At 69.4% G+C, this 8,627-nt stretch carries 7 protein-coding genes; 6 read left to right on the top strand and 1 reads right to left on the bottom strand.

Annotation, left to right across the window (positions count from 1 at the left end; translation table 11 throughout):
* Positions 1–2,607 (top strand): GH92 family glycosyl hydrolase (locus tag ACM2XV_RS09895; protein ID WP_487026808.1); only part of this gene is annotated, 2,607 nt, incomplete at its 5' end.
* An 80-nt stretch (positions 2,608–2,687) separates the two neighbouring features.
* Positions 2,688–3,620, top strand: a complete 933-nt coding sequence (locus ACM2XV_RS09890) for an endo-beta-N-acetylglucosaminidase H (protein WP_487026807.1) — start codon at positions 2,688–2,690, stop codon at positions 3,618–3,620.
* A gap of 187 nt (positions 3,621–3,807) precedes the next feature.
* Here the strand turns inward: ACM2XV_RS09890 and ACM2XV_RS09885 are convergent, their stop codons facing one another.
* Entirely contained in the window at positions 3,808–4,845 is a 1,038-nt protein-coding gene (locus tag ACM2XV_RS09885) for a LacI family DNA-binding transcriptional regulator (RefSeq protein WP_487026806.1), read from the bottom strand.
* A 135-nt stretch (positions 4,846–4,980) separates the two neighbouring features.
* On the opposite strand from ACM2XV_RS09885, the gene ACM2XV_RS09880 reads away from it, so the two are divergent.
* From ACM2XV_RS09880 to ACM2XV_RS09865, 4 genes are all read left to right on the top strand, one after another.
* The gene (locus ACM2XV_RS09880; protein ID WP_487026805.1) at positions 4,981–6,261 is read left to right on the top strand and encodes an ABC transporter substrate-binding protein; all 1,281 of its coding nucleotides are present in this window, start codon (positions 4,981–4,983) and stop codon (positions 6,259–6,261) included.
* Positions 6,262–6,396: 135 nt separating this feature from the next.
* Positions 6,397–7,278, top strand: coding sequence for a carbohydrate ABC transporter permease (locus tag ACM2XV_RS09875; RefSeq protein ID WP_344773275.1), 882 nt, complete (start codon positions 6,397–6,399; stop codon positions 7,276–7,278).
* Complete coding sequence (locus tag ACM2XV_RS09870; protein WP_344773277.1) at positions 7,275–8,183, top strand: carbohydrate ABC transporter permease; 909 nt, start codon at positions 7,275–7,277, stop codon at positions 8,181–8,183. Before ACM2XV_RS09875 ends, ACM2XV_RS09870 begins: the two co-directional genes overlap by 4 nt.
* A gap of 3 nt (positions 8,184–8,186) precedes the next feature.
* The coding region (locus ACM2XV_RS09865; RefSeq protein WP_487026804.1) for a glycoside hydrolase 5 family protein at positions 8,187–8,627 on the top strand (441 nt) is incomplete at its 3' end.

Genomic DNA, 8,627 nt, shown 5'->3' with positions numbered 1-8,627 from the left:
TTCTCGCGCGGCAACACAGCGCCGCTCGTCGCGGTGCCGCACGGCGGCGTCTTCGGCCTGCCGATGACCGACGCCGCGGCGGGCAACTGGCCGTACTCGTACCACCAGCACAACCGCGACGACGGCCGCCCCGCGCTGCAGGCGTTCGCGACCTCGCACCTGCCGAGCCCGTGGATCGGCGACCGCGGGGTGTTCCAGCTGATGCCGAGCCCCCTCGAGCACCCGCCGGTCGACCGCTCCGAGCGCGCGCTCGGCTTCGACCACGGGGACGAGACGGCCCGGCCGCACCTCTACGAGGTGGCGCTCGACGGCGGGGTCACGGCCCGGCTGACGGCGGGCGACTTCGCCCTCGGGCTGCGGTTCACGAGCGCGGGCCCGTGGCTGTCGGTGATCGTCGACCACCTCGGCGCGGCGGTCGCCTGCGAGAGCACGGCGACCGAGGCCGGAATCGCGGTCGACGTCGAGCTCGACGACGGCCCGGGGCGGCCGCGGCACTTCGTCCACATCGAGCTGCCGCCCGGGGGCGACGCACACCTCGCGTTCGAGGGCGACCGGGTGCGAGGGCATGTGGCGTATGCCGCGGAGCCCGGCGCGCCGCTCGACGTGCTCGTCGGCATCTCGACCATCGACGCCGCCCAGGCGCGCGCGAACCTCGCGGCGGCCGGCGGATTCGACCGGATGCTGCAGGCCGCGGCCGAGCGCTGGCGCGCCAAGCTCGCGACGCTCGAGCTCGACGGGGCCACGGACGACCAGCAGCGGTCGATCTTCGGCGACCTGTACCGCCTGTTCCTGTACCCGAACGCGTATGCCGAGCCGGAGCCGGGGTCGGGTGAACTGCGCTACCGCAGCCCCGTCGACGGCGAGGTGCGGCCCGGCCGCTTCAGCGCGAACAACGGCTTCTGGGACACCTACCGCACCTGCTGGCCGGCCCTCGCGCTGCTCACCCCGGGAACCGCCGGGCAGCTCGCCCAGGGCTTCGTGCAGCATGCCGACGACAGCGGCTGGACGAGCCGTTGGAGCGCGCCCGGCCCCGTCGACTCAATGACGGGGACGACCAGCGACACGGTCTTCGCCGACCTGGCCGCGAGCGGCGTCGACGGCTTCGACGTGGCGGGCGCGTATCGCTCGGCGCTCGTGAACGCCACCGTGCCCGCGCCTCGGCCGGAGGTCGGCCGCAAGGGCCTCGTGCCCGGCGTCTGGCGCGGCTACATCGACACCGAGACCCACGAGGGTCTGTCGTGGACGCTCGACAACGCGATCAACGACTGGTCGGCGTCCGTCCTCGCGCGGCTGCTCGCCGAGCATGAGGCGGATGCCGCGCGTCGCGCGCGCCTCGAGGCCGAGGCCGAGTACCTCGGGCGCCGCAGCCTCGGGTACCGTGCCGTGTTCAATGCCGAAGTGGGGACGTTCTTCGGGCGCACCCGGAGCGGCGAGTGGCGTATGCCGGCCGGGGAATACGACCCCGACGTGTGGGGCCACGACTACACCGAGACGAACGGCTGGGGCACCGCGTACACGGCGCCGCACGACGGCCGCGGGCTCGCCGAGCTGCACGGCGGAGAGAGCGCCCTCGGGGCATCCCTCGACCGCTTCTTCGCCCGCCCCGAGCGCGCGGAGGCCGCGAGCTGCGGGTCGTACGGCTTCGTGATCCACGAGCAGACCGAGGCGCGCGACGTGCGCATGGGCATGCTCGGCCTCTCGAACCAGCCCGCCCACCACATCCCGTTCTTCTACCTGCACGCCGGGCGTCACGACGACGCGCACCGCATCGTCACGCAGGCGCGCGACCGGCTGTTCGTGGGCTCCGACTTCGGGCAGGGATTCCCCGGCGACGAGGACAACGGAGAGATGTCGGGCTGGCACCTGTTCGCGAGCCTCGGCCTCTACCCGCTCACGCCGGCGAGCGACACCTTCGTGCTCACTCCCCCGCTGCTGCCGCGGGTCGTGGTGCGCCCCGAGGGCGGCGGCGAGCTCGTCATCACGGCGACGAACGCCGGCGCCCCGCACATCGCTCGCGTGCGCTGGAACGGCACGGAGTGGAACGACGTGTCGATCTCGCGGCGGATGCTGCGCGAGGGCGGCCTGCTGGAGTTCGAGCTCTCCGGCGCGCCCACCGGGTGGGCGGCCGATGCGCGACCGGTGTCGGCGTCGCTGCTGCACGGCCTCGCGACTCCCCCGCAAGATCTGCTCGCGCGCGTCGCCGGCGGCCCCGCCGACGACCTCGGCGCGTCCCCGGCAGCGCTCGCACCAGGAGACCGGATCGAGCTCCCGCTAGCCCCCTCTCCGGTCCTCCCCATTCCCCCGAAGTGTGAGTTCGGGTCGCCCGGAACGCCTTCCGGCAGCCCGAACTCACACTTCGGGGAAGTACGGGCGGGGGGCCTGTACACCGTGACGCTGAGCCAGCCGGCGCTCGCGGGGTGGGTGCTCGAGGGAGTGTCGCGCGACGGGGCCGTGCGCGAGCTCGACCGGCGCGAGAGCGAACCCTTCGAGCGGCCCGGGCAGCTGCGCCCATTCCGGCTCGCTGCCGGTCAGGCATCCGATCTCATCGCCGTTCGCTTCGTCGCCGAGACGCCGCTCACGCTGCTCCAGCTCGAGCTGCTCGACTGAAAGTCGTTGACTATGCCGGTTTAGTTCTCCATCCTCCCCAACAGGGGGCACACCGACCCGCCCCTTCTCAAGGAGGAGACATGACGAAGAAGCCGGCCGCACCGCGGCGCCACCGCACCGCGTTCTCAGCAGCCGTCGCCGCCACCGCGGCGGTGCTCGCCGCACTGCTGGCGCCGGGGGTCGCGAACGCCGCGCCCGTGAACGGCAACGCCGTGCATGCGAAGCACGGCCCCGTCAACGTGGCATACGTCGAGGTCAACGACAACGAGCTGGCGAACGTCGGCCGCTACACGCTCGACGACGGTGCGCCCGCCTTCGATGTCGCGGTGATCTTCGCCGCGAACATCAACTACGACGGCGAGAAGGCGCAGCTGTACTTCAACGACCAGGTGCAGCAGACGCTCGACGACGCGGCGACGCAGATCCGCCCGCTGCAGAAGAAGGGCATCAAGGTCACTCTGTCGATCCTCGGCAACCACCAGGGCGCCGGGCTCGCGAACTTCCCGACGCAGCAGGCGGCCGCGGACTTCGCCCGGCAGGTGGCCGCGGCGGTGCACGCCTATCACCTGGACGGCGTCGACCTCGACGACGAGTACTCGGACTACGGCGTGAACGGCACGCCCGAGCCGAACGCGCAGTCGGCGGGCTGGCTGATCTCGGCCCTGCGGAAGGATCTGCCGAACAAGATCATCTCGCTCTATGACATCGGGCCGGCCGGGGACTCGCTCGCCGCGGCCGACCCGTCGGTGAACGCGAGGCTGAGCTATGCGTGGAACCCGTGGTACTCGAGCTACGAGGCCCCCGTCGTGCCCGGGCTGCCGAAGTCGCGCATCTCGCCGGCAGCGGTCGACCTGCAGAGCACGCCGGTCTCGCTCGCCTCGTCGTTCGCGGCGCAGACCGTGAGCGACGGCTACGGCGTCTTCATGACGTACGACCTGCGGGCGGGCGACGAGAGCGCCTACGTCTCGGCGATCACCGAGAAGCTCTACGGTCAGGCATCCGTCTACCGCTGAGCGCGGCGCGCCAGTCGTCACAAAAGCGGCTCACCGAGCGTGGTGGGCCGCTTTTGTGACGACCGGGCGGGATGCTTCAGCCGCGGGTCGTCGAAAACGCGGCCGCGCGCAGGGAATGAGCCGCTTTCGTGACGACCGGGGCGGTGGCGGCGAAGAGGTCACGACCGGGGCGGTGGCGGCGAAGAGGTCACGACCGGGGCGGGGGCGCCGTGCTCTCGCGCACCGAGAGCTGCGGCGCAGGCCCGGGCCGGCTCGGCACGGGTGCGGTCGCATCCAGAGCATCGAGCAGCGTGCGCACGGCCACCTCGCCGAGCTCGACGGTGTCGCGCGTCAGCGTCGTGATCGAAGGACGCACGAGACGCACCATGAGCGAATCGTCGAACGAGGCGATCGACAGCGCCCCCGGCACGGCGATGCCCATCTCGTGCGCGACCCGCAGCCCGGCGAGAGCCATCACGTCGTTGTCGTAGACGATCGCGGTCGGCCGCTCGGGCAGCGAGAGCAGGCGGCGCGTCTCGGACGCCGCGGCCTCTGCGCTGTAGTCGGTCGGCGTGCTGGTGGCCGACTCGAGCGAGAACTGGCCGACGAACGACTGCAGCACCTCACTGCGCAGCAGGGTGTGCTCGAACTCGGCGGTGCCCGCGACATGCGCGAGGCGCCGGTGACCGAGCGCGGCGAGATAGCCGAACAGCGTGCGCGCCGCCTCGGAGTCGTCGACCCACACCGTGGGAACGGAGGTGTCCCGCGAGGGGTGGCTGCCGATCAGCACGCCGGGCAGCCCGAGCTCGTCGAGAAGGGCCAGCCGCGGGTCGTTCGCGCGCGGGTCGACGACGATGACGCCGTCGACGCGATGCGCGTGCCACCACTCGCGATAGGTCTCGACCTCTTCCTCGAGGCTCGAGACGACGAGCATGTGCAGCGCTGTGTGCGCGGGTGAGAGGCCGAGCTGGATGCCGGACAGGAGCTCGGGGAAGAACGTCTCGGTGCCGAGGATGCGCGCGGGTCGGTTCAGCACGAAGCCGATCACGCCGGCCCGCGACTGCCCGAGCGCCTGGGCCGCGCTGTTGGGCCGCCAGTTGAGCTCCTGCGCGATGGCGAGGATGCGCTGGCGAGTCTCTGCGCTGACGCCGGGCCGGTCGTTGAGCGCGAACGAGACCGCCCCCTTCGAGACGCCCGCGCGCCGCGCGATGTCGCCGATGGTGGCGCGCCGTGGCTGGGGAGGCATTTTTCTCCGCAAAGTTGACTAAATCGGTTTAGTTCTTCAAGCTACCGTAACAGCGGGGGTCCGGCGGCAAGTTGCTAAGACTTTTCTAGACCGATTTAGTTCCCCGTGACCATGCCACAAAGGAGTTGCAAGCACATGCGCAGAACACGCCTCATCGCGGCGGCGGCCCTTGCCGGGGTCGCGGCACTCGGAATCACCGCGTGCTCGTCCGGCGGAAGCGGCTCGGGCTCGAGCCAGTCCGACTCGGGCAAGATCACCGGCGACATCACGCTGCAGACGTGGTCGCTCACCCCGACCTACACCGACTACCTCAACGGGGTCATCTCGGCCTTCGAGAAGAAGCACCCGGGCGCCAAGGTGAAGCTGCTCGATCAGCCGGGTGACGGCTACTCCGACAAGGTGCTGTCGCAGGCATCCACCAACTCGCTGCCCGATGTCGTCAACCTTCCGCCCGACTTCGCGCTGCCGCTCGCGCAGCAGGGCTACCTCGAGGACCTCAGCACGCACACCGACCTCGACAAGACCTACGTCAAGAGCGCGGTCGACGCGTACCACTTCAACGGCGTCGACGGCTACTACGGCTTCCCCTGGTACCTCGGCACCGACCTCGACTACTGGAACAAGAAGCAGCTCGACGGCTGCGGCCTCGACTCGAGCAACCCGCCGAAGACGACCGACGAGCTGTTCGCGCAGGCCAAGACCATGCACGACAACTGCCCCGACACCTACCTGATGAGCCGCATGCCCGGCATCGGCGACTTCACGGTCGAGGGCATCAAGGTGCTCAACAAGGACGGCACCAAGTTCGTCTTCGACACCAAGAAGGCCGAGGCCCTCGTCGACACCTACGCGAACGCCTACAAGAGCGGCTACATGCCGCCGACCGTGCTGAACGGCGACTACCTCGGCAACTCGACGCTGTTCACGCAGGGCAAGGTCGCCTGGACGACCGGCGGCTCGACGTCGTACAACGACTTCGTCAAGAACAACCCGAGCCTCAAGGACAACGTCGCCGTCACCGCCGCGCTCAGCGTGCCGCCGGTGTACGTGCAGGGGCTCAGCGTCGCCAAGGACAGCAAGCACCTCGCCACCGCGATCGCGTTCGCCGAGTTCCTGACGGATGCCACCAACCAGAACGCCTTCGGCCACGCGGCCAATGTGTTCCCGTCGACGCTCGCCTCGGCGAACGACCCGTACTACTCGAAGGACGACGGCACCGTCTCGGGCAAGGCCCGCGTCATCGGCTACGCCGAGCTCAAGAAGTCGAAGGTGCTGCAGCCCTATGTGGTCAACAGCGCCATGAGCGACTACTTCAACCAGCAGCTCGCGCTGGCCATCAAGGGCCAGATCTCGCCGCACGAGGCGCTGTCGAAGGCCGAAGACAAGATGAACCAGCTGCTCGAGCAGCAGCAGTAGACCCAGGGGTGGGGGAAGACCGCGGGCGGCGCGCATCGGCGCCGCCCGCGGCATCCACTCATCGCCGCCCGCGCAGCACACGCGCACCGCAACACCTCGAACGCAACGCACGCCACAACACGTAAGGAGGGCGCGATGAGGGCGAACCGCTGGTTCTCGCCGTGGATCATGGTCGCGCCGGCACTGATCTGGCTTCTGGCCTTCTCGGTCTGGCCGTCGCTCAACACGATCCGCATGTCGTTCACGAACGCCAAGCCGCTCGGCCACAACGAGCACTGGGTCGGCCTGCAGAACTTCATCGAGATCTTCCACGACGACCAGGTGCTCGGCGCGCTGATCAACAGCGGCATCTACATGCTCGTCTGCCTGCCGCTGCTGACGATCCTGCCGCTGCTCATCGCCGTGCTCGTCGAGAAGAAGCTGCGGTTCATCTCGTTCTTCCGCACGGCGTTCTACACCCCGGTCATCGCCTCGGCCGTCGTCGTCGGCCTCATCTGGACCTGGCTGCTCGACGACCGCGGCCTCGTGAACAACGTGGCGCAGGCGCTGCACGTCATCCAGGGCCCGATCCCGTTCCTCACCGACCGCTGGCTCGTGATCTTCAGCGCGATCAGCCTCACGGTGTGGAAGGGCCTCGGCTACTACATGATCATCTACCTCGCCGCCCTCGGGAACATCGGCCGCGACCTGCACGAGGCGGCGGCGATGGACGGCGCCGGCGCCGTGCGGCGATTCTGGAGCGTCACGGTCCCCAACGTGCGCGGCACGATGACGCTGATCGCGATCCTCGTGTGCGTCTCGGCGCTGCGCGTGTTCTCCGAGCTCTACATCCTCACCGGCGGTCACGGCGGCCCCGGCGGCCAGGACATCTCGCTCGTCATGCTGATCCAGCAGTACGCGCGGGGCTTCTACGGCAACCTCGGCTACGCCTCGGCGCTCAGCATCCTGCTGTTCCTCATCACGCTGATCCCGATGCTTGTGCTCGCGCGCATCAACAACAGGGCGGAGCAATCATGACGACGACAACGACGACGGATGCCGCAGCCCAGCAGCCCCTCACGCGCGCGGCGAAGCGCCGCCGGCACCGCACCTTCGGCGAGGCGTCGATGACCGAGAAGGTCGTGCGCTACGTGCTGCTGATCTTCGTGCTGTTCATCACGCTCGGCCCGTTCCTGTGGGAGCTCTCGACCTCGCTCAAGGGCCCCGACGAAGACATCTACACGACGAATCCGCAGTTCATCCCGAGCGAGCCGACCCTCGCGAACTACCTGCACGTCATCCAGGCGATCCCGGTGTTCGGCTACATCGGCAACTCGCTGATCGTGGCGGCACTGGCCGTCGGCGGCAACGTGATCTTCTCGACGCTCGCCGGCTTCGCCATCGCGCGCCTCAGGTGGCGCGGGCGCCGCATCGTGCTCGGCCTGTTCCTCGCGACCCTCGTGCTGCCCGGTGAGGCGACGATCATCTCGCAGTTCGTGACGGTGCGCAGCCTCGGCCTCGCCGACAGCCTGCTCGGCGTCGCCCTGCCCGGCATGATCGCGGCCCTCAACGTGCTGCTCATGTACAACGCCTTCCGCCAGGTGCCCGACGAGATCGACCAGGCCGGCGTGATGGACGGCGCGACCTCGTGGCAGCGGCTGTGGTTCATCGCGCTCCCCGCGGTGCGCGGCACGATCGCCGTGATCGCGATCTTCTCGTTCATCGGCGCATGGGACGACTTCCTGTGGCCGCTCATCGTGCTGACCACGCCCGAGAAGTTCACCCTCACGATCGGCCTGCAGTACCTCTCCGGCACCTTCGCCAACGACCAGCGCATGATCGCCGCCGGCACGATGATCGCCTTCATCCCCATCGCGATCGTGTTCTCCGTCTTGCAGCGCTTCTTCTTCAAGGGCGTCGAAGAGGGCGGAGTGAAGGGCTAACGCATGAGATTCGGTGTCAACTACACGCCCAGCGCCGGCTGGTTCCATTCCTGGCTCGAATTCGATGCGGATGCCGCGCGCCGCGACCTCGACGGCATCGCCTCGCTCGGCGTCGACCACGTGCGGGTGTTCCCCCTGTGGGGAGTCGTGCAGCCGAACCGCGGCCTCATCCGCCGCGCCGCGCTCGACGACATCGGCGCGCTGATCGACGTCGCCGGCGAGTTCGGCCTCGACGTCAACGTCGACGCGATCCAGGGGCACCTGTCGAGCTTCGACTTCCTGCCCGCGTGGCTCGCCACGTGGCACCGCCGCAACATGTTCACGGACCCCGAGGCGATCGACGGCGAGCTGCACTATGTGCGCGCCCTCGCCGAGCTCCTCGCGAGCCGCCCGAACGTCCTCGGCCTGACGCTCGGCAACGAGCTGAACCAGTTCGCGGCCGCG

The sequence above is a fragment of the Gryllotalpicola sp. CP2-P1 genome (assembly GCF_057512245.1).
The sequence above is the reverse complement of the archived record's forward strand: the minus strand, read 5'-3'. Positions and strand labels throughout refer to the sequence as shown.

Bases quoted from the DNA above. Each gene is read 5' to 3' on its own strand.
- ACM2XV_RS09885 (WP_487026806.1), bottom strand. From the start codon at position 4,845: ATGCCTCCCCAGCCACGGCGCGCCACCATCGGCGACATCGCGCGGCGC.
- ACM2XV_RS09875 (WP_344773275.1), top strand. From the start codon at position 6,397: ATGAGGGCGAACCGCTGGTTCTCGCCGTGGATCATGGTCGCGCCGGCA.
- ACM2XV_RS09880 (WP_487026805.1), top strand. From the start codon at position 4,981: ATGCGCAGAACACGCCTCATCGCGGCGGCGGCCCTTGCCGGGGTCGCG.
- ACM2XV_RS09870 (WP_344773277.1), top strand. From the start codon at position 7,275: ATGACGACGACAACGACGACGGATGCCGCAGCCCAGCAGCCCCTCACG.
- ACM2XV_RS09890 (WP_487026807.1), top strand. From the start codon at position 2,688: ATGACGAAGAAGCCGGCCGCACCGCGGCGCCACCGCACCGCGTTCTCA.